Below are 21109 nucleotides of genomic sequence, written 5' to 3' on the forward strand. Positions count from 1 at the left end.
CCCGGCCGTTGCTTTTTGTCGATGGTCGAAGCAAGATGGCCGGCGGAGCCCGTCCGCGGATGGCCTCTGCCTCGCGTCCCATCGCTTGCGCGAATTCGGTTCGTTTGCGCGCGTCCGATTGGCGTCGAACGATGGGAACGCCCGCAGACGATCGTGTCGCCCTTATTGCGAGGGGCTAGCAGTTTTAGGTAGCCTTAGCAGCAGTTTGACAACGTTGTCAGCGCGTCTCGCTCGTTGCCGAGCCGGACGCGCACCTGGGAGGAAAAAATGACTGGCACGAACACGTGGGCATTTCGCCCGGCTACAGCCAAGAAGATGGTCGCCGCCATTGCGAGCATCGCGATTCTCGGCACGACTCTGGTGGCGGGTGCCTCCGTTGCCAGTGCCGACACCGATGCGACGCCGTGGGCAACGTCGTTCGAGGACAGCGCCGGACTGCTGAGTTCAGTGCAGTACAGCGCCCCCGTGAACGTCTCGGCGGTGGGCCGTGCCGCGGGTTCCCTGTCGGGGAGCGTGACCGGTGTGGTCGCCTCCCTGGAACCCAACGTCGAGGAGAACGGCCAGAAGGCGCTCGACGGCGACATCTTCACCAAGTGGCTGTTCGCTGGATCGTCCGCCGACCTGCGCTACGAATTCGCAGCGGCGACCACCGCGACGGAATACCGAATCACCACCGCCAACGACGCCTGGAAGCGCAACCCGCGGACCTGGACGCTCCAGGCGTCGAACGATGCCAGCGCGTGGACCGACCTCGACAGCCAGGACTACCAGTTCTCGATGGCGGATCTTTCCCCTCAGTTGTTCTCCGAACGCGCGTATTCGATTCCCGCAGCCAAGCGCGGCTCCTACAAGTACTACCGCTTGCGGATCACGGCGAACCACGGCGAAACTCTGACGCAACTGTCGGAATTCGAACTCATCGGTACCGGGACCGCGGGCACGCCGTCGACGCTTGCCACGACGATCGATTCGGGTCCGCGCTGGTCCGAGACCGCCAAGACGCAGGTCGGCTGGACGGGGACCAAGTCCTTGCGCTATGTCGCGCACCAGCTCGGTGCCGGAGATGGTCACGCAATCAACACCATCTACGACAACGTCGACCTCACCATCGGTGCCAACTCCGAACTGTCTTACCTGATCTTCCCGAACCTCAACGGCAACGCCTACACGTATGCGGGGCAGAACGTCACGGTCGACCTCGAGGTGACCGAACCGAACGGATCCAACCCGAGACTGCTCTCGGGCATCAATGGCCTGAGCGACCAGTACGGCTATGGAATTAGTCCGCAGGAGCAGGCCGAAGCGAAGATCCTCTGGCCGGACCAGTGGAACAAAGTGCGCATCAGCCTTGCCGGGCTCACTGGCAAGAAGGTCAGCAAGGTGCTCGTGCACTACGCCAAGGATGACGCCGAAGCAACAGACGTAGCTCTCGGCTGGCTCGATGACATCAAGATCGCAGCGGAAGAGCCGGTGAACGCGAGCAACCTGACCGACTACGTCGACACCCGCCGCGGTACGAACTCGTCCGGTGGTTTCTCGCGCGGGAACAACTTCCCCGCGGCGGCGTGGCCTAACGGCTTCAACTTCTGGACCCCGTTCACCGAAGGTGCATCCAGTAGGGACCTGTACAAGTGGCAGCAGTCGAACTCGTCCGCGAACAAGCCGCGACTGGTCGGTATCGGAATCTCCCACGAACCCAGCCGATGGATGAGTGACCGCACGCAAATGATGGTCATGCCGTCCATCACCACCGACGCCACCCCGAACGCAGACCATGACGCGCGTCGCCTGGAATTCAGCCACGACAACGAGATCGCCCAGCCGGACGAGTACTCCGTCGTATTCGACAACGGTATCGCGGCAAAGGTCGCTCCAACCGACCACGCGGGCGTCTACAAATTCACCTACCCCGCAGGGGCATCGACCGGTACCGTCATCGTCGACCAGGGATTTTCGAATTCCAAACTGACGATCAGCGGCTCCACGGTCACGGGGTGGATCGACGATGGAAACAACAACAACGGCACCACGAGGATGTTCGTCTACGGCACCTTCAACCGCGCGCCAGCAGCGTCTGGGACAGCTGCGGGCCGCACCTCGGCACGATGGGCACGCTTCGACACCACGAGCAACAAGACTGTCGAGTTCCGCCTCGCCACGTCGTTCATCTCGCAGTCACAGGCGCAGAAGAACCTTCAGCTCGAAGTGCTGGACAAGGGCTGGAACTACGACCAGGTGCAGCAGGCGGCGCAGCAGGCATGGCAGGAACGACTCGGGGTCATCGATCTGACCGCCTCGGCGACCGCCACGGACGAGGAGAAGGTCTCCCTCTACTCGAACCTGTACCGGCTGAACCTCTACCCGAACTCGTACTTCGAGAACACCGGAACGGCGAGCACGCCGAACTACAAGTACGCGAGCCCCGTCAACGACCGGAGTGCCACCACCACGGACACGGACACGAACGCCCAGATCCGCAGCGGCAAGATGTACGTGAACAACGGCTTCTGGGACACGTATCACACGGCGTGGCCCATGTATTCGTACCTGTATCCCGACATCGCGGACGATCTGATCGACGGTTTCGTAGAGCAGTACCGTGCGGGTGGCTGGATCGCACGCTGGTCGTCGCCGGGATACGCGAACCTGATGACGGGCACCAGCTCGGACGCCTCGTTCGCGGACGCCTACCTGCAGGGATCGCTCTCCGTCGACACTGCCCGCGAGGCATACGACGCGGCGCTGAAGAATGCGACGGTCACGCCGCCGAACGAGGCGATCGGCCGCAAGTCGATCGCCACCTCGACGTTCCTGGGGTACGCCCCGGTCGAACAGGATCAATCGGTCTCCTGGAGCCTGGAAGGGACGATCAACGACTACGCGATCGGCCAGATGGCGCTGAAGCTCGCGGACGAATCGTCCACAACCCAAGCCCAGCGCGAGAAGTACCTCGAGGACGCCGCGTACCTGCTCGCGCGCGCCGACGACTACGTCAACCTGTTCGACTCGCGCGTCGGCGACCCCACCGACACCGACACCCCGCTCGGCTTCTTCACCGCGCGCAATGCGGATGGCACATTCGTCATGGCACCCGGGGAGTACGACGCTAACAACCGGTCCACGGTCTACAACCCCGAGGACTGGGATGCCGGTATTCCCATCAATGGACTCCACTTCTACACCGAGACGGACGGCTGGAACTTCGCCTTCCACGCGCGCCACGACGTAGACGGCATGGCCGCCCTGTACGGCGGTACGGCCGGACTGGTAGCCAAACTCGACACCTTCTTCAACACGGAGGAACTGGCGGACACGCGCAAGATCCACGAGACGATCGAGGCACGCGATGTCCGCATGGGCCAATGGGGAGGATCGAACCAGGTTTCGTTCCACATCCCCTACCTGTACGCCGCCGCGGGCAAGCCGTCCCGCACGCAGGCGATCGTCCGCGAGGCGACGCAGCGCCTGTTCGCGGGCTCGGAGATCGGGCAGGGGTACCCCGGCGACGAGGACAACGGTGCGATGGGCTCGTACTACATCTACGGCGCGCTGGGCTTCTACCCGCTCGTCGTGGGATCGAGCCAGTACGTGCTGGGTTCACCACTGTTCGACAAGGTCTCGATCACCCCGTTGGGCGGCGACGGCACGCTGACGATCAACGCATCCGGCAATTCCACGCGGAACGTCTACGTCCAGTCAGCCACACTCGATGGGCAGGCGCTCGGTTCCGCGGTCGTGAACCAGAACGCCCTCACCCGTGGCGGCAGCCACACGCTCACGTTCCAGATGGGCGCCAGCCCGTCGACCTGGGGCGAACGGACCTCCACCAAGTCCGTGCCCGTGCCGCTCGTGGACGCTCTAGGTGCGGGAGCAACGGTCACATCGCCCGGAGTGGGCAACCCTGCACCTCTGTTCGACAACAGCTCGCTGACCCAGGCCACGCTGCTGACGGCGAACACGAAGGTGGACTTCACACTCGGGGCTGGCCCGGTCGCGCCGGTCCGATACACGATCACGTCCGGAACGGGCGGATCTGCGCCGCGTGCGTGGCGCCTCGAGGGATCGAGGAACGGCACCGCATGGCAGGTGCTCGACGAGCGCTCCGGTGAGCAATTCGCGTGGGAGCGGCAGACCAGACCATTCACCGTCGATGGGGACGAGGCATTCGACCGCTTCCGTCTCGTCATCACGGATACCAATAGTGGCAACGGGGCGGCAATCGCCGAACTCGAACTGCTGGTCGATCCGAACGCCGGGCTGGAGCCGGGCGAGTTCGACGTGACGATTCCGGCTACGCAGCAAGCGCGGGCGGGCTCGTCCATCGACAGCGCGATCGCCACCATCCGCGGCGCCGCGACCGGGGCCACCGCCACGGTCGACTTCGGCGACGGCTCCGCGCCGGTCGCCGGTACCGTCGCCGCAAGCGGACTCGGTGGCGCGGCCGTGAAGGCGGATCATACTTACGCACACGCGGGCACCTACACGGTGGTCGTCTCCGCGACCGTCGGAGGGGAGACAAAGAAGGCGACGGGCACGATCGTGGCCACGCGCGACGAGCGTTTCGAGGCCAACTTCGACAACGCCTGCCTCACCCAGGCCGGGGTGCCCGCCGCGTGCGACGGCGCGACCAATGCGAACGGCTACCGCAAGGAATCGCTCGCAGTCTCGCCGAAGCAGAGCGCCGACGGCACCAAGACGTCGACGGCGCCCGCGTTGGTGCAAGGTACGCAGTACAGCGTGCCGGGCACCGACCTGAAGTTCAGGCTGCCGGTCATCGCCTCCGGCGAAGTCGACAACCTGACGGGTGAGAAGGCCCGCAAGGTGCGGTTGTACATCCCGGGAGACGCGACAAAGATCTCGTTCATAGGTATGGCGAATGAGAACAACGTGGCCGGGCAGGCCAAGGTGATCTACGACTCTGGCCAGACGCAGAACTTCTCACTGGAGTACAACAACTGGGATTCGGAGACCGGAGCCGGCGGCATCGGCGTCGGCAACGTCGTCGTGGCGTCGAGCTGGGGACGCTGGAAGGGCGCGAGTACCACGGTGAACTCCGGCAACAACGAGTTCAAGCTGTGGGCGACGAACACACTCACATTGCAGCCCGGCCACGGCGGAGCCGTATGGCTCGAAATGCCGGCGGTCAACACGTCATCGCTCGCGCGGCAGCACGTTTTCGCAGTTGCGACGGACGGCTCCGCCGCAACCGGCGAGGCCGCACCGCTGACGCTCACCGGGGCGTCCGGGCTGAGCGCGACAGAGGGCGTTTCCAGCGTGTTCAGCCTGGGATCCGTCGCCGGCGGCCTGCCAGATCGCACCGCGGTGATCAACTGGGGCGACGGATCCGCTGCCTCGACCGTCACCGTTCCCGCCAGCGGACAGATCTCAGCGCCACACGCTTTCGCGACAGCCGGGAGCGCCACTGTGACAGTGACGGTCGACGATTCGGTTCGAAGCGTGACCGCGGCGGTGGGCGTCACCGTGGCGGGGCGTGTGGTGACGTCGACGACGCTCACGAGCGATGTCGCGACCCTGGTTGAGGGTGGTGCCGTGGCTTTGAGTGCGCAGGTCAGTGCCGGTGGGACTGGGTTGGTGGAGTTCTTCTCTTCTGGTGAGTCGGTTGGTACTGCAGCGGTTGCTGACGGGGTGGCGACCAGGTCGATCTCCGGGCTGGTTCCTGGGGTCTACACGTTCACCGCGAGGTACCTGGGGGACGCGGGTCGTGCTCCGTCGGTTTCGGGTGAGGTGACGGTGACGGTGACGGCTAAGCCGGTTAATCCGGCAGTGGTGTCGGTCTCGGCGCCGCGGTTCAGTAAGTCGAGCCAGGCGTTCGGATCGATCGCGTCCAAGCGGGCGCGGGTTTCGGTGGTGGTCACTGGTGCTACGGCGGGGTCGGTGACGTTCAAGGCGGGGTCGAAGTTGCTTGGTTCGGCCAAGGTCGTGAAGTCTGGTGGAGCCTACGTGGCGACGTCGGTGCTGCCGGCGAAGCTGGCGGTGGGGTCGTATCGCGGGATCGTGGCGACGCTGGTCTCGGGTGGGACCACGGTGACGTCTTCGGCCTCGGGTCAGGTGTTCAAGGTCGTCAAGGCGACGGCTAAGAAGGTGACGGTCAAGGGCAAGAGGTTCAAGGCGGGGTCGAAGCCGAAGGTGACGGTGAAGGTTGCCAAGTTGTCGAATGGGCAGTGGGCGACCGGCAAGGTCCAGATCCGGGTCAAGGGCAAAGTGGTCGGTACGGCGAAGCTCACGGCCAAGCGCAAGGGCAAGGTCAAGGTGACGCTGAAGAAGGCTTACCGGTCCGCGATCAAGGTCAAGGCGAAGTTCGTGCCGAAGGCCAAGAAGACGGTCAAGGCCAAGTCGTCCAAGACGGTCACGATCAAGATCCGCTGACCTACTGACTTGCTGATTCGGGTTATGACGCCGGTCCGGTAGGGCCAGACCCGGGTTAGCGGGGTTGAGAGGACACCTGGTGGGGTGGTCACGCGCTATGTGTGACCACCCCACCATCGTGTCCCGCCAGATCGCAGTTGACGTCCTCTGCGCCCAGCTCAGCGAACCGGGCTGTCACCGAACCCCGCAGGGGCGCGGGCGACGTGGCGTGCATCACATGTTTCCCAGGTGACACACAGTCAATTGCTGGTTTAGATTAGGCTTACCTAACGCGGTGACACGTCCGTCGGACGATGCGCCGCATCAGCGGAATCTGACTGGAGTTCACCACACCGAATGATCGGCACCTTCATTATCGGCCTGCGCGAGGGCCTCGAGGCCGCGCTCGTCGTCGGCATCCTTATCGCCTACGCGCACAAGCTGGGGCGCCCCGACGTCGTTCGGCGTATCTGGGTCGGCGTCGCCCTCGCCGTGGCGGGTTCGCTGCTACTCGGGGCGATTCTCACCTTCGGTGCATACGGGCTTACCTTCGAAGCTCAGGAGGTCATCGGTGGCACCATGTCGATCCTCGCGGTCGGCCTGGTCACGTGGATGATCTTCTGGATGCAGAAGGCCGCTCGCACCCTCAAGACGGAACTCGAGAGCAACATCGACCGGGCGCTGATCGGCGACAAGGGCTGGTCCCTGGTCATCATAGGATTCGTCGCCGTCGCCCGCGAGGGGCTGGAGACCGCACTGTTCCTCTGGTCGGCCGTGCGCGCCAGCGCCGATGCGCCGACCGCGTGGCTCGGCGCGGTGATCGGGCTACTCACCGCGGTCGCCCTCGGCTGGCTCATCTACCGCGGCGCCGTGCGCATCAACCTGTCTACGTTCTTCACCTGGACGGGCATCTTCCTCATTTTCGTCGCCGGCGGCATTCTCGCCTACGGCGTACACGACCTGCAGGAGGCCCGCGTCCTGCCCGGTCCGTTCGGCCCGGCGCCCGAGGGGTCCAGCGCGTTCGTCGCCGGCTTCTACGGCCCGGACGCGTGGGCATTCCAGATCGGCGACCACCTTCCGCCCGATGGCATCGTCGCTGCCATCCTCAAGGGCACCATCGGCTTCACGCCCGAGATGACCAAGCTTGAAGTCGGCGCGTGGTTCCTCTACGTGGCGATCGTCCTGACCACCTACATAGCCATCCTCGTCAAGCGAAAGCGGCCAGCCGCCGCTTCACCCAAGGAGTAGACCAGTGAAGACCACCTATGCTGCGGCCCTCTCAGCCGTCGCCCTGATCGGCCTCGCCGGCTGTGTCGCCAACAACCCGAAGGGCGCCGAGGCGATCGCGGTCGAGTCGACCGCCGCCGAGTGCAAGGTCGCCACGGCGACGGCCACCAGTGGCAACATCTCGTTCAACGTCAAGAACTCGGGCGATCAGGTCACCGAGTTCTACGTGCTCGCGGACGACGGCCTGCGCATCATCGGCGAGGTCGAGAACATCGCCGTTGGGGCCAGCCGCGCGCTCACGATCCAGGCCCAGCCGGGCAGTTACTTCACGGTGTGCAAGCCTGGCATGATCGGCGAGGGCATCGGTCAGACGGCGTTCACCGTGACTGGCGATGAGATCGCCATCGATGCCAGCGAGGAGAAAGCCACGCAGGAGGCCGTGGCCAACTACACGGCCTACACCAAGACGCAGGTCGGCGAGCTCGTGATGGGCGTCAAAGCGCTGACCGACGCATACGTCGCAGGGAATGACGACGAGGCCCGCCGGCTGTTCCCGATCGCCCGCATCAACTATGAGCGCATCGAGCCCACCGCCGAGCAGTTCGGCGACCTCGACCCGAAGATCGATTACCGCAAGCCCGGTGCCGATGCGGAGGGCCTGGAGTTCACCGGCTTCCACCGCATCGAGGCCGACCTGTGGAACGACGAGGCCGTCCTCAACTACCCCGACGACGAGGTGCCGCTGCTCGATCAGACGGGCCGTGAGGCTCTCGCCGACCAGCTCAACACGGACATCCAGGCCCTCTACGATCAGGTGCACTCGGCCGACTTCGTGCTGACGCTGGGGGATATCACCAATGGCGCCATCGGCCTGCTGGACGAGGTCGCCGCGCCCGACGGCAAACTGCCCGGCGAAGAGGACGAGTTCTCCCACACCGACCTGTATGACTTCTACGCCAACGTCGAGGGCGCGGAGGTGGCTTTCGGCTCCGTCCGCGACATCGCGGAGGCCAAGGGCGCTGAGGGCGCCGCACTCGTCGCCGAACTCGACGCGCAGTTCAAGGCCATGAAGGATCTGCTCGCCACCTACGGTAACTACGACGACGGATTCGTCTCCTACGACACCGTCGCGCAGGACAAGCGCAACGAACTCGGCGCGCAGCTCAACGCGCTGAGCGAGCCCTTGGCGCAGCTCACTCACACGGTGCTTGGCGTCAGCGAGGGCTGAGGCGTCACCGACTCCAGCCTCCATGGCAGAGGATAGGACAATGTCTGACAGTCAAGATGGATCCCGACCGGCTCGGCCAGCGAAGGCGGCTGGCTCTCGCCGGGATCGGCAAGAGGAAGCGCCTCGTCTCGCGCAGGCGGATGGGTCCAAGCGGGAGCGTTCCGTGAGGGGATCCACTGGGGAGCCGGGGTCGCGCGCAGGCGTCTCTCGCCGCGGCTTCCTCGGGCTCGTGGGTGCCGGCGCTGCGCTTGCCGCGGGCGGATACGCGGCCGGGGCGGCGGTGGGCTCGTCCTCACCCCCCGAGGGCAAAGTGCACGCGTTTTACGGGACGCACCAAAGCGGCATCACCACGCCGGTGCAGCAGCACCTGTATTTCGCGAGCCTCGATCTGACCTCATCGACCACGCGTGAGCAGCTGATCGAACTGCTTCGCACGTGGACGGACGCCGCGGCGCGCATGACACGAGGCCTGGAAGTGAGCGATGGCGGCGCCGTCGGCGGCGGCCCGCTGAGACCACCTGACGATACGGGGGAGGCGCTCGGCCTGCCGCCCGCCGCCCTCACGATCACTTTCGGATTCGGCCCATCGCTGTTCGCTGGGGAGAAGGGTGCGAGGCTGGGCCTCGCCGGGAGGAAGCCCACCGCCCTGGCCGATCTGCCGTCCTTTGCGTTCGACCTCATCGAGGACGAGCAATCCCACGGTGACCTGTGCATTCAGGCCTGCGCCGAGGACCCACAGGTCGCCGTGCACGCTGTCCGCAACCTCTCTCGGCTGGCGTTCGGCAAGGCCATGATCCGGTGGACGCAACTCGGATACGGGCGCACGTCGGTGACTTCTACCAGCCAGTCGACGCCGCGAAACCTCTTCGGGTTCAAGGATGGCACTGCGAACATCATGTCGGACGAGTCCGCCGAACTCGCCCGCTGGGTGTGGACTCCCCGGGATTCGAGTCCCGTCTGGTTCGCGGGCGGCACCTATCTGGTGGCGCGCAAGATCATGATGACGATCGAGAGCTGGGACCGGGCGCAGCTCGGCGAGCAGGAATCGATCATCGGGCGCGATAAGTTCCACGGGGCTCCGCTATCGGGTGGGGAGGAGTTCACCCCGCCGAACTTCGCCGCCGTGGACGGGAGCGGGAACTTCGCGATTGCCGCCGACTCCCATGTTCGGCTAGCCCACCCGGACAACAATGGCGGTACGCGGATACTGCGCCGCGGCTTCAACTTCGTCGAGGGCAACAACGACCTTGGACAATTATCGGCCGGCCTGTTCTTCATCTCGTACCAGCGCGATCCTCAGCAGTTCATCGATCTTCAACGCGCGCTGAAATCGGACGCCATGAACGAGTACATCCGGCATGTGGGAACCGCTGTCTTCGCCATTCCGCCAGGGATCGGCGAGGGAGAATATATCGGGCAGGGACTCTTCGGCTAGCAGTCGGGACGACGGTGGGGCTCGGATCCTTCTATCCGAGCCCCACCTCCTTGCCTAGCGCCGAACTACCTTCAGTTCTGCAGGCGGCGGCGTGCTGCGATGAGCAGCGCGCCGGCCCCGAGCAGGCCGAGCGAGAGGGCCGCCGCCAGTGCGGCGTTGGCGCCCGTCAGCGGGAGATCCTCTTCTTGTTCTTCCTCGTCGTCCGCGATGACGAGACGCTTCGCGTGGTAGTCGTCGTCATCCGAGACGGACGTCCTCGTGAAGACGCCCTTGCCGGTCACGGAGGCCCGGTCCGCGTGCAGGTCGTCCGGCACCAGGCCGGTGACCTTGGCGGTGCAGGTGAAGGAGGCGCCGACCTTGAAGACGCCATTCCAGGTCGTGCCGGTGGACTCGTCCGGGAAGGTGCAGGTGAGTCCCTTCACCCTGGCCTTGCCCTTCAGCAGCGAGTCACTCACCTTGATTTCGGTGAGGTCCTCGGTGCCCGTGTTCCTCACGATGAAATCGAGGCCGATGGTGGACGACTCGACCTCGACCGTCTCCTTCTCGGTGTCCGCGTCGTTGCCGTCTACGTCGAGCTTCTCGATGTCGATCGCCGGACTCGGTGTGTAACCGTGATAGTCATCCGAGTCGGTGACAGGCTTTCCGCTACCCTCACCCGTCCCGGTGACGGTCGCCGAATCGGCGTGATCGTCACCCGCAGTGACGCCCGTCAACTGGGCGGTGCAATCGAACGACCCACCGATGGCAAACGGTCCCGCCCACGTAGTGCCGGTCGTTTGGTCCGGGAACGTGCAGGTCAGGCCTGAAACGGTGGCCTGGCCCGCAGTGATCGTGTCCGTCACGGTGACGTCGACGAGGGCCTCGTCTCCGGTGTTCCTGATCGTGAACGTCAGTGTGGTGGAACCCTGCGGAAGGGCAACCTTCTCATCGGCCGTGTCCGCGTCGTTGCCGTCGATGTCGTACTTCTCGATGTCGATCTGCGGACTCGGCTGCCATAAGCCGAAATCGAGCGTCAGGTTCTCGAGGGCGGCGGGAGTGATGACCACGGGCGCGGCAGGCGTGAGGATCGCGCCGGCGTCGGAGTCCTTGGCGTCATCGCCGACGTTCGGCAGGGTGAACACGTAGCCGTCGGGGATGCTGACGACCTGAACGGTCCACGTGCCGACCGGTACCTCGAACGAGTAGTAGCCGTCCGAGTCCGTCACGGTGGTGACGGGCTGACCGGCACCGTCGAGCACGGGGTCGCCGTTCTCGTCGAGCAACTGGATCGTGACTCCGGGGACCCCGACCTCATCGGTGCCCTGGATGCCATCGTGATTCTTGTCGTACCAGACGAAATCGCCGATGCGTCCGCAGACCTCTCGGATCGACACCTTCGGGGCCTCGGCCGGGAGCAGATCCTCGGTGGTGCCCGGCCCTGTCACGCGCTCCGCCTGGAAGGCGATGTTGTTCCAGGCCCTGATGGAGGGGTTGGTGCGCGACGCGGCACACACCTGGTTGCCGCCTTGTGCGAAGACGAACAGGGGGACCGTTCCGCGGAAGGTGACCTCCGCCTGATCGCCCGGAGCAAGATGATCGATCGTCAGCCGCAGCGCGCGAACAGTGGTCGGATCCGTCGGCAGCGTCGATGACCAGTCATTGGCGCAGGCGCCCTGATCGTTGGCGGGGAACAACTCCGGTCGGCATGGGTTATTCGACGTCGAGTATTGGATGCTCGTCCCGGCCGGGAGCGTTCCTAGCAACTGCGCGAAGTTCACCTGGAACTGGGAGCCACGGGCATCACCGCGCAGGTCGGCACCGATCGCAGTATCGCCCAAGTGGGGTAGCACGTCGTAGATCACCAGATTCTGGAGCGACTGGTTCTCGTCGTTGCTGGCCCTGATCAGGTAGTCGACGTCGGTGCCGTCCGTGGCCGCGGTCGAATTGTGTGCGAGTTCCGCGAGTGAGACGTCCTCGGTCTGCCAGGTGCCGTCGCCCGCTGATCCACGCACGAACTTCTCGACGTGGGCGCCGGACTGCGCGACGACCGTCCAGTCGTCGCTGGCCGTCTTCACGAGTTCGGTGACGTCTCCGTCTCCGTCCCAGTCGTTCGTGTCGGGTTCGCCCGAACCTTCGTTGCGCGAACGGTCGGCGTCGTAGATCGCGGCCGTCTGTGCGCTGAGCGTGCCTGCATGCGATCCCTCTGCGGCATCCAGGGTGACGGTCGTCTGGAAGGTTCCCGTCACGGTATCGCCGCCGTTGAAGTCGGCGGCGAACTGCCAGACGATGCGCGTGCGGGTGTAGCCCGCGCCGTCCGTGAACGTCTCGACGGTCTCCGTCGGCGCGGTATGAGAGCCGAGCGTCCAGGTGGTCGATCCGGGGACGTACTCGAGTCCGATGGGCAGCACGTCCACGACCTTGGGCGCGATGCCCAGCCGGGTGTTGGTCACCCCGAGGCCCGCGGTGAGCGACCAGGTGGCGATGTCGCCGGGCCGAAGCGCCGCAACACTGCTCGCGGCCTGCTTGCCGATCGTCAGGTCGGTGACCTCGTCGTCGAACGAGCGGCCCGCGCCTGCCGTGTTCGCGCCGGCGAGTCCGGAGCCGGTTGGAGCATCTGACGGTGACAGCGGGAATCCCTGATCCGGGCCGGTCTGCTCGTTGGAGACGTAGGTGCGTTCCACGTTGGAGATCTCGTGATGCGGTGAAGTCGCGAACGCGGTCGTGTTGGTGCCGTGGACGTTGATCTTCTGACCGCTGCCGTTGTTGTTCTCCAGCGGGACGTTCTCGAAGTTGACCACCAGGTCGGTGACGACGGCCGTCGCTGGAATGGCGAGTGTCTGCGCCTGGGTGGTGTCGTAGACGTAGATGCGCGTGGTCGGGGTGACTCCGGTCGGGACGCGCCAGATGGCCTGGCCGAACAGGCTGGTGGCTGTGTCGTAGTACTTGACTGAGACGTAGTCCAGGCGGTCGATCGATCGTTGGGTGTCAGTTGAGTTGTCGCCGGTCAGCTCGATGACGCTGGTGCGGAAGGCTGGAGTGGAGCACAGGCCCTCAGCTCCGCCGCTCCAGCCGGTGAGATCGCCGTCTTGGGCGTAGATGAAGTTGGTGATGGCGCTAGCGGCATTGTTGGTGACACCGAGGCTCTGGACTCCGCCGGGGAGCACGCAGGGAATGCGGTCCACGATGGTGGCGTTGCGCAGCTCTGTCGGATTCACGTCGTTTCCGCGCCGGTAGGCGACTGACATGAACCACGAGTACTCGGTGCTCGTGTCCGTCTTAGCGATCGGGGCACCCACACCGAGGTGTTTGTAGGCGATGACGAGCAGGCCGGGCGGCGTGTTGTAGTTGAAGAACGCGTGGTTCACGACGGACGAGCCGGTCGCGGTCTCGCCGTTCGTGGCGGTCACGGTGGCCTCTGCCCGGTTCTGGAATGTGTAGGTCGCCTGCACGTCACCCCCTGGAATGGTGGGGATCATCGCGGCCGGGTAGGTCAAGACGACGGTGTAGACGAGTTCGTTGCCGGATCCGCAGATCGGCTGGTTCGGCTGGGTGTCGATGCCCGTCTCGTTCCACGTGATCGTGTGGTTGGCGGGATTGATCGTGCCGCCGTCGGCATCTTCGACGATCACGGATTGCGCACCATTGGTCCAGGCATCGTAGGTGTCGACGACCTGCGCATTCGCGATGGCGATCTGCCCCAGTTCGTTCTCCGGAATGCACACGCGAATCTCGTAGGTCGCAGTGTCGCCCGGCATGACCTGGCTAGCGGCACTCGGGTCGATGATCCGCTTGTTGACCTGTACCTTGGGCGCGGCATCGGCGGTCACAGGAGAGGGAGCCTGGGCGATCACCGTGGTGGGGTTGCCGTCCGGGCCGTCGAACGTCGTCGTCGCTTCGAGGGTGAGCTGTGTCCCATCCGGAGTAGTGAAGTTCGGAATTTGCCATGAAACCTGGAATTGTACGGACGAGCCCGCGACCATATCGCGCAGTGAGAGCGTCCAGTTGCCGGTCCCCGGATCGGACGACGTGCCGGTGACGTGGCTCGAATCGACCTGCGGATCTGTGGCAATGACGCTGCCGTCCGCGCTGGTGGGCGGGGTCATCTCGATCTTGATTTTGGTGCAGCCCGTCGGGTCGAGGTTCGAGCACTCGATCCGCACGTTGTAGGAGGCGCGCCCGCCGGTGAGCACTGAGGCGTTGACGGTGTTGATCGAGGTGGTCATCGCTGGACCAGCGGCATGCGCTGGGGTGACTGCGGCGAACCCCTGCGCGATCAGGGTGACGATGAGCGCCATGGCGAGGCCGAGCGATATAGCAAGGTGCAGGCCGCGGCGGTCGTCGCCGAGGGATGCTCGATGCATGGGGGATTTCATGAAGTACCTTTCGGATTGGGGGAGCAGATCACTCGACGCGCTCGCGGCTCTGACAGACGTGAAGGTCCTCGGCAACGCTGCAAGTCAAACCTCTCTACCGACGCTGAGCCTAGCGACGGGGAGGCTCCTGCGCGCGACGAATCGAAGTCGGCGACTAAGAATCGGCACCCAATGTCCATGTGGGCGGTCGAAAGAACTCTGGACTCGAATCGCATTGGCTGAGGTGGCGCCGCAGTTCAGTCACAAAACATATTCAGGCGATTTCGGGTATGTGATTTTGGTCATATGTCGAATTTTGAGGCGTCCGGAGGGCGAAAATGGCGCGATAGGTCACGTCGATATGATCGTCACCAGCGGATGTACGGTCGCGAGTCAGCGGATACTCAGCGTGCTTTAAAGTCCTCGGCGTTGAATGATTGATCTACGGGGTCGCTTGCCGGGGATGATTGTCCTGCTGCGTCCGGCGCCGTCCTGACGCGAATCCTGTTGCGTGTCGAGGTTGATGGGAGAACTTGGTGATGGAATCAGCGCAGAGCCGCGGTGACGATCCGGCCGCCGGAGGCCCGGGAGCGGCGGCGAGCGGAGCGCTGAGCGAAGATGCGCGCGCTGACCTCTCGCAGGCAGCCACGGACTCCGGACCAGGGCAGCACGCGCATCCGTATCCGGCCGCTTCGCAGATACCCGGCCCTACCGTGCACTCGGCGCCGTTTGCGGGTCCTCCGGGAGTGCGCCAAAGCGCGAACCCCCCTCACGATCCGGCGGCGCCGGAAACCGGCGCGTACCCCGCCGCCGCGCCTTACCCAGTCGCGGCGCCTAACCTCGCCGCCGCGCCTGCCCCCGCCGCCGAACCTTATCCGGCGGCCATTTCCACCTCGATTGCCGCGCCGTCTGCGACGACCAGCTCCCTCGCCAGTGCGGCACCATATCCGGCTGCAGGTTCGCAACCAGGCGTAACTCCGTACCCGGCCGCGGTGCCGCATCCCGGATTTCACGGAGGGGGGGACAGCCGGACGCAGATCGGAGTCAATCCCGGTCACCAGTACCCTTTCGCCCCATGGGCCTCACCGCAGGGCTCGCTTACGCAGGGTCAGCCGACTCCGCCTCCGTGGGCCACGCCTCAGGGACAGCCGGTTTTGGCTGGACCGGCCTACGGCTCGCGTCAGCCAGGACGAGGTCTTCGTCCCGCAACCATCGCAATCCTCGCGGTGGCAGTCCTGCTCTCGCTCGTGGTGGCAGGAGTGGTGGTCCTCCAGTTGATGGGAGCATGGGGAAACTCGTCGGCCAAAGCCGTGGCGGAGCGGTTCGCAGGGGGCTATATGGCCGCCGAGACGTGCGACGACTCCGTGCTCAAGATCGTGAACGAGGACACGACCTCCTCGTTCCGTGGCGGGCAGCAGATGACGTGTGCGGACCTTAGTTTCGTGCCCAACCCCGACGGCTTCCAGCTCACCGTGGACGAGGTGGCGCAGGGCGATACGTCCGCGACCGCCACGCTCACGATGAAGGGTTCGTCGCAGCCCGAGCAGAACGGCACCTACGAGATCGCACTGGTCAAGTCCGATGGGAAATGGCTCGTGAACTCTCTTCGGCAGACGCTAGCTGACGTGAACGCGGTCTGACCTCGCGCATGATCCGCGTTGCATCCCGTACATGCGCCGGCCGCTGGGTTTGGCGCGCTGCCGCATCCCGCTAGTAGCTGCGGGACGTCGTTGGTGCGTCAGCCCAGATTGTTCGCGTAGGAGAGCTTGGTGAAGACGATCTTTCCCTTGCTGCGCTTGGCGACCGCAGTGACCTGCTGGATGATCGGGAAACTCACGTCGGCGATGGTCTGCTCGGTGTAGTACGAGCAGACGATGCGCTTGCTCTCCTGGTAGCAGTTGACCGTCTTCTTCTCCGAGACGATGTCCCCCTTGGTGACGTAGCCGAAGTACTTGACCGCCTTCTTTGCGGCCTTCTTCGTGGCGGCTAGTTTGAGCGTCTTTTTGAGCGACCCTGACTTTGCGGCCTTCGCGAACTTCTTGAATGCGGTCTTTGCCTGCTTCTTGGTAATTTTCTGCGCTGCCGAAACAGGCGCGGCGTCCGCTGAGTGAGAGGTGGCGGCGGTGGCGGGGCCAGCAGCGAGCAGGCCGCCGAGGACGAGTACCAGGCCAATCAGGCCGACGGTGGCTTTGCGAAGCATGGGTTCTCCCGGCTGTAGGTGAAGTCGGCCGGTGTTCCGGCCGGGTTGCGGCGCGGATCGTGAGCGCCTCGCCATTGCGAGCATAGCCAGAGGGTGATTTGCCGCGCTAGCCGACGGATAGGGCGTGCGCGGACGGGTCGCGTGCGCGGGAACGCCTTTCGTCACTTTCCTGTGCTCATCGCGCCGCTCGTATGCGGCGCTACCAGGGGACAGTGGCTGAGGGCCGTGCCCGACCCCGCAAGGGTGCTCAAAGATGCCTCGCTGCAGAATGCCTCTGCAACCACCTGTGGATAACGGCGCCTCGCGTCGCGAACGTCCGAGGCTTGTAGAACAATTGTTCTATGAGCACCACGCAGATGGGCAGTGCAGAAGGACGGCAGAACGACGCCGATCCAGTCGAGGCCGTGCCCGCGCTCGGACTCCTTCGACCGGCCTCCCGCGGGGGGTTCTGCGCTTGTGGTCGAACTCGCAGAACTGGCCGAGGGCGTTCGGCGACTGGAGGCGCGAATGATCGCAGTGATCGGTCAGATCGTTGCCGAGAGTGACGAGGTCGGCAGCGATGAATCGCTTGCGTGCCGTCACGGCTTCCGAACGACGGTCGACCTCGTGGAGGGCGTGGTCGGATGCAAGGCGAGGACCGCGCATACGATGGTCGCGGTCGCGAAGGCGACCCGGCAGAAGACCTCGCTCACGGGCCAGCCGATCGATCCCGAGTTCTCGGCGGTCGGTGATGCTTTTGTTCGCGGATTCATCAGTATCGAGAGCGCGTCGGCGATAGTCTCAACCCTCCGTCCCGCGCGGCTGCGCGCCAGCGTAGACGATTTCGCGGCCGCCGAACGCGGCCTCGTCGAGCTAGCGACCGGTCGCGGCAGCGAGAGCCTCGAATTGTGCGCATGCGTTGACAGAGCGAATTGCGAATGCGACCCATCCGATGATCTGCCTACGCCCGTGATGCCGAGCGACCTCGTACAACATGCCGCGCGCTTGTGGCGCGATCGCATCGACCCCGACGGGGTAGAGCCCAGGGCGGACGAAGCTCACCGCAGGCGGGGGCTAAGAGTTTCGCGCCGCGCGATAGATGGACTCCACAGAGTCTCCGGCGCTCTTCCACCGGACCTGGCCGCTAGATTTCACGCTGCCTTGGACGCCTTGATTAACAGCGGCACAAGGGCCGACGTGGCTGCATGGGGCGACTGCGCGGCGGGGAATGGGAACGTCGCATTGCCAGGCCCCAGTACCGGTGGGGACCAAGGCACCCTCCGTGGGGTCGGCGATGAATCTGGGAGTATCGGGCTTGAGTCGCGGTCCCGCGACCAACTAGGTGCGGATTTGTTCGCCGCGATGTTGACGTCGATCGCGGCGTCGGACACATTCGCGTCGCCGCCAACGGTTTTGGTGACGATCTCTGGCGACGCGACCGGTCGGCCCGCGGGATCGGTAGGTCGGATCGTGAACGAGCCTGTCGCGCGCTCGGTGATCGAGCAGATGGCCTGTGATGGCGGAACGCAAGAGGTCCTACTCGGGGCGAACGGCAGGATCGTCTCCCTCGGTATCGCGGGTCGGTTCTTCTCGGCGCAACAGCGGCGGGCGATCGCTGCGCGCGATGGACATACTTGCCTCGTGCCCACTTGCACGATTCCCGCCGCCGGATGCGAAGCCCACCACGTCCAGCGTGCTTCGCTGGGCGGCAAGACCCATGTCGACAACGGTGTTCTGCTCTGCTGGGCACATCACAGAATGATCGACAACGGATCGTGGCGGATCACCATGATCCGGGGCGTGCCTCGAGTCAGGCATCTCCCACCCAAGCCCACGTATCCCCTGCGAACCTAAAGCGGCAGCCCTGGATGATGCGTCGTCGCCCGGAAATTGGCGTGAGGGCCTGGACGCGCACATTCGACGTGCGTTGCGTCGCCGCTCGAAGGTTCGGTTGCGCCCGGAGCGACAGTCACATCGGAGAGGATCTGGATGCGGGTTCGGGCTAACTGTCGAGGCCCCGGCGGGCAAGAAGTGGCTCAATGCGCGCGTCGCGTCCGCGGAATCGACGGAATGCGGCGAGCGGATCGAGTGAGCCGCCTATCGCGAGGATTTCGCGTCGGAAGCGCTCCCCATTCTCCCGGGTCAGCCCGCCGTTTTCGCTATACCACTGCACGGTTTCGGCATCGAGGATCTCCGAGAAGATGTACGAGTAGTACCGCGCCGAATAGTGCCCTTCGAAGATGTGCCCAAAGTACGTGCTCCGATATCGCGGCGGCACCGGGTCGTAGTCTATTTCCGCCTCGGCCAGGGCCGCTTGCTCGAATGCGGTGACTTCGGCGGGAGTGACGGGGCACTCGTCCTCGGAGAGCTGATGCCACGCCTGGTCCAATTGCGCGGCGGCCAGGTACTCGGTGGTGCCAAAGCCCTCGCCATAGCGTCGGGCGGCGATCAACCGATCGATCCACTCGCGAGGCATGGCCGCCCCCGTCTGCCAATGCTTCGCGTAGTTCGCGAGGACTGCCGGTTCCCATGCCCACATCTCGTTGACCTGCGACGGATACTCCACGAAGTCCTGCGGCACCTCGGGCCCCGAGCACGCCAGGTACTTCACGTCGGACAGGAGGCCATGCAATGCATGCCCGAACTCGTGGAAGAGCGTGATGACCTCATCCCAGGTCAGCAGCGTGGGCGATCCCGCAGCCGGCTTCACGAAATTGAGATTGTTCGCCACGATCGGCCGCTGGCCAAGGAGGTGATTCTGGTAGATCAGGTTCTCCATCCACGCGCCGCCCTCCTTGGTGGGACGCGTATACCAATCGGCGAGAAAGAGCCCCAGGCCTTCGTCGGGCGTTCCCGGTGTAGGCGAATCGAACACTTCGAAGACCCGGACATCGGGGTTGTAGCCAGCCAGGTCTGTCCGCTCGACGAAACTGATCCCGAACAACTCGCGGGCCGCGAAGAACACGCCGTCGCGCACGACGGTCTCGAGTTCCAGATACGGCCGCATCTCGGCGAAGTCAACCTCGAAGCGCTCGCGCCGGACACGGGCGGCGTAGTACGACCAATCGGAGGCACGCAACTGCGGACTCGCGTCGCTGACCGACTCGAGTCCGGCCTCCGCGCTGGCGGCAGTGGATTCGCCGGTGCTGCTGGCCTCGCTCCCGCGGTGGTTTCCGCCGGTGCTGCTGGCCTCGCTCGCGCGGTCGTTTCCGCCGGTGCCGGCGGCATCGCTCCCGCGGTGGTTTCCGCCGGTGCTGCTGGCCTCGCTCGCGCGGTGGTTTCCGCTCTGGCTGTCGGCGCTTACGCCGTTCCGTCCGCCGTTGCCGTCGTTGCCGGCGTTGTCGGACGCCAGCAGCGCGGCGATTTCCCGCCCTTCGCGGCGTGCCGCCGCTACGGCAGGGGGAGTCAATCGATCAAGAAGTTCGTTGATCCGGTCGACGCTGCCGATGGTCTGTCCCTCAGCTTCAAACGCGGCATGGTTGGGAAACCCGAGCAGGCGCGCCTGCTCGGCGCGCAGACGGACGATCTGCGTGATGAGTTGGCGAGTGTCCGGGGCGCCGTTCAATCCCTGCCCCCGAGTCTCGGCGGATCGTTGGATACGTTCCCGCAACGCGCGGTCGGTCAGGGGCTCGAGGACGGGCTGCTGGGTCGGCAAAATGAGTTCCACAGTCCAGCCAGCGCCGTCGGGGTCCCGCAGCCGTTCGCGCAGATCCTCCGGAAGCCCATGCAATTGCTCCGCGTCGGACACCGGCACCGCACCCGCATTGGTCGCCGCCACCACCGTGCGCGAGAAGTTCGTCTCGAGAGCCGAGAGCTCTTCGTTCACCTGGCGCAGGCGAGCTTGGTGCTCCTCATCAAGGTCCACGCCCGATCGCCGGAAGTCTCGCAGTATCCGGCTCAGGTACCACTCGTCCTGCGCGGTGAGCGGGGTGCCTTGTGCAGCGAGTTCGGGGGCGCGATCACGGAGTGCGGAGAGTCGTGCATACGCGGCGGCATTCATGTAGATGGCATCGTGGTGCGCCGCCAGTTCCGGCGCGAGTTCGGCCTCCACGCGCTCGAGCTCATCGCTGCAATCCGCCGAAACCTGCAATTGCAACAGGCACACGATTCGCGACAGATCCCTGCCGGATGCGTCCCAGGCCTCGAGGGTGCTGGCGATCGTCGGCGGCGCCGGGTCGGCGCTCAGCGCCTCGATCGCTGCGAGCTGGCTCGCCATCGCGGCCCTGGCGGCAGGCGGATAGTGTGACGCCTCGATCGCGGAGAAGTCGGGTAGCTCGTAGGGCAGGGTGGAAGGCGATGCGAGCGGGTTGCCGGTCAGGCCAGCCAGCGGGGTAGTCACCAGT

Annotated in this window: 9 protein-coding genes; 6 read left to right on the top strand and 3 right to left on the bottom strand. The window is 65.1% G+C overall.

Annotated features, from left to right (window positions below; all coding sequences use genetic code 11):
• Positions 1–267: 267 nt before the first annotated feature.
• The 4 genes from FB461_RS11465 (at position 268) to efeB (ending at position 10256) form a co-directional block, all read left to right on the top strand.
• A complete protein-coding gene (locus tag FB461_RS11465) occupies positions 268–6387 on the top strand; it encodes a GH92 family glycosyl hydrolase (protein ID WP_142122236.1) in 6120 nt (2039 codons plus the stop codon).
• 336 nt (positions 6388–6723) lie between these two features.
• Positions 6724–7614: an iron uptake transporter permease EfeU gene (gene efeU, locus FB461_RS11470; protein WP_142122238.1), complete on the top strand. Its 891-nt coding sequence runs from the start codon at positions 6724–6726 to the stop codon at positions 7612–7614.
• A gap of 4 nt (positions 7615–7618) precedes the next feature.
• Positions 7619–8821, top strand: a complete 1203-nt coding sequence (gene efeO / locus FB461_RS11475) for an iron uptake system protein EfeO (protein ID WP_142122240.1) — start codon at positions 7619–7621, stop codon at positions 8819–8821.
• Between the two features lie 40 nt (positions 8822–8861).
• A complete protein-coding gene (gene efeB / locus FB461_RS11480; RefSeq protein WP_142122242.1) occupies positions 8862–10256 on the top strand; it encodes an iron uptake transporter deferrochelatase/peroxidase subunit in 1395 nt (464 codons plus the stop codon).
• Between the two features lie 71 nt (positions 10257–10327).
• Here the strand turns inward: efeB and FB461_RS11485 are convergent, their stop codons facing one another.
• Positions 10328–14608, bottom strand: a complete 4281-nt coding sequence (locus FB461_RS11485) for an SdrD B-like domain-containing protein (protein WP_142122244.1) — start codon at positions 14606–14608, stop codon at positions 10328–10330.
• Between the two features lie 1133 nt (positions 14609–15741).
• Here FB461_RS11485 and FB461_RS11490 point away from each other — a divergent pair.
• Entirely contained in the window at positions 15742–16227 is a 486-nt protein-coding gene (locus FB461_RS11490) for a hypothetical protein (protein ID WP_142122246.1), read from the top strand.
• Positions 16228–16325: 98 nt separating this feature from the next.
• On the opposite strand, the gene FB461_RS11495 is transcribed toward FB461_RS11490, so the two are convergent.
• Positions 16326–16787, bottom strand: coding sequence for a hypothetical protein (locus tag FB461_RS11495; RefSeq protein WP_142122248.1), 462 nt, complete (start codon positions 16785–16787; stop codon positions 16326–16328).
• A gap of 456 nt (positions 16788–17243) precedes the next feature.
• On the opposite strand from FB461_RS11495, the gene FB461_RS11500 reads away from it, so the two are divergent.
• Positions 17244–18620 carry an HNH endonuclease gene (locus FB461_RS11500; protein ID WP_170222749.1) on the top strand — a complete coding sequence of 459 codons (1377 nt, stop codon included), beginning with the start codon at positions 17244–17246 and terminating at the stop codon, positions 18618–18620.
• 148 nt (positions 18621–18768) lie between these two features.
• Here the strand turns inward: FB461_RS11500 and FB461_RS11505 are convergent, their stop codons facing one another.
• Positions 18769–21105: a M3 family metallopeptidase gene (locus tag FB461_RS11505; protein WP_246046235.1), complete on the bottom strand. Its 2337-nt coding sequence runs from the start codon at positions 21103–21105 to the stop codon at positions 18769–18771.
• Positions 21106–21109: the final 4 nt, after the last annotated feature.

This window comes from Rarobacter faecitabidus, from assembly GCF_006716265.1.
GTDB lineage: Bacteria > Actinomycetota > Actinomycetes > Actinomycetales > Cellulomonadaceae > Rarobacter > Rarobacter faecitabidus.